Source organism: Streptomyces sp. NPDC058289 (assembly GCF_042880975.1).
Taxonomy (GTDB): Bacteria; Actinomycetota; Actinomycetes; order Streptomycetales; family Streptomycetaceae; genus Streptomyces; species Streptomyces stoeckheimensis.
The window spans coordinates 1-1,385 of sequence record NZ_JBHVYI010000208.1 but is presented as its reverse complement, the minus strand read 5'-3'; the positions used below and the strand labels follow the sequence as shown (position 1 = coordinate 1,385).

The 1,385-nt window shown below is 68.3% G+C and carries 2 protein-coding genes; one reads left to right on the top strand and one right to left on the bottom strand.

What is annotated here, in order from left to right; genetic code table 11:
- Positions 1 to 109: 109 nt before the first annotated feature.
- Positions 110 to 871: a hypothetical protein gene (locus tag ACFVX6_RS40875; protein WP_389699655.1), complete on the bottom strand. Its 762-nt coding sequence runs from the start codon at positions 869 to 871 to the stop codon at positions 110 to 112.
- A gap of 285 nt (positions 872 to 1,156) precedes the next feature.
- On the opposite strand from ACFVX6_RS40875, the gene ACFVX6_RS40870 reads away from it, so the two are divergent.
- Positions 1,157 to 1,385, top strand: a 229-nt coding sequence (locus ACFVX6_RS40870; RefSeq protein WP_389699654.1) for a hypothetical protein, incomplete at its 3' end; no start/stop codon positions are given.

Genomic DNA, 1,385 nt, shown 5'->3' with positions numbered 1-1,385 from the left:
GCGCCCCGGGATTCCCGGGGCGCCGTTCTCATGCCACGGACGCCGGAGAGGCACAGCCCCTCCGGCGTCCGTGGTGTGTTGCGAACCGTCGGGCGCTCGGCCCCCGATATCAGGCGTTGCCGCCCGTGGCGGTCGCGTCACCGCTGATCGCGGTCGCGTTGCCGGTGTTGAGCGCGTCGGCACTCGCATTGCCGCTCGTCGCGTTCCCGGTGGTGATGGTGCACCGGCCGATACAGGTGCCCACACCGGAGGTGGCGGAGCCCGAGGTGGCCGTGCCGCCGACGGTGGTGTTCTCGGCGTTGGCGGAGCCGCTGACGGCGCTGGCGTCACCGCCCGTGCGCGTGCCCTGGTCGCCCCCGTCCCCGCCCCGCACGGTCTTCCCGGTCGAGCTCGCGGCCGTGTGGCTGCTACGGCTCAGCACGTCGGCGGTCACGGCCGTGTTGACGCTGTCGAAGCAGAGGCCGTTGCACCGGTTGGAGGCGCCGTCGCCCACAGCGGTGTTGGTGCTGGTGCCGCAGAGGCCCGTGCACTCGTTGAACGCACCCGCCCCGACCGAGGTGGTCGTGCTGTCTCCGCACAGGCCCGTGCACAGGCCGGAGGCGCGGTCACCCACGGCGGTGTTGGTGCTGTCGCGGCACAGGCCCGTGCAGCTGCCGGAGGCGCCCTCGCCCGTGGCGATGTTGTTGGTCCCCTCGCAGAACCCTTCACAGGCTCCGGGAGAAGCGCTGCCCACGAGGGCGCTGATGCTGCTGTGGCCGTAGTACGGGGCTGCGGGTGCGGCCATCGCGGTCGCAGGCAGGGCGATGCCGCCGGCCAGTGCCACGGTGGCCGTGGCCAGCACGATGCGACGGGTCCAGGAACGCTGGTTCATGGGAAATTCTCCGGGGTTTGTCGTGCGGAGCAATTCGACTGTGGCCAAGCGTGCGCGCGCCGAGGCCGCCGATCAGATACGTCCGTGACATACGGACGCGGGGATCCCCTGGGGTTTGGTCGGGGCCGACGCTATCGCGCGGATACGGTCACCGTACGGATTCACCTGCGCACGGCGTGTTGTCACGCCCTCGGCGTCTCACCCGGGCCGCCCGGTGTTCCCTAGGCGGGATGACCGGGAATTACCAAGATCGACCATATCCGTCAAGCCCCGAATGTGAGTGGCGTGACGCGGATCCCGGTATCGGGTTTATTTGAAGTACGCCCTCACCGGGAAGCACCGGAAGAAGTAGAGGGCAGGGAATCACTCCGGATCCTTTATCCGGAAGATTCTCTCATCCCCTCCCTTTTCTTCCTTTCCTTTTCCGAATGGAGAACGACCATGTTCAAGATCCTGTCGACCCGCCGCATCGTCCTTGCTTCCGCTTCCGTCGCCCTGCTGGGTGGTGGCATTG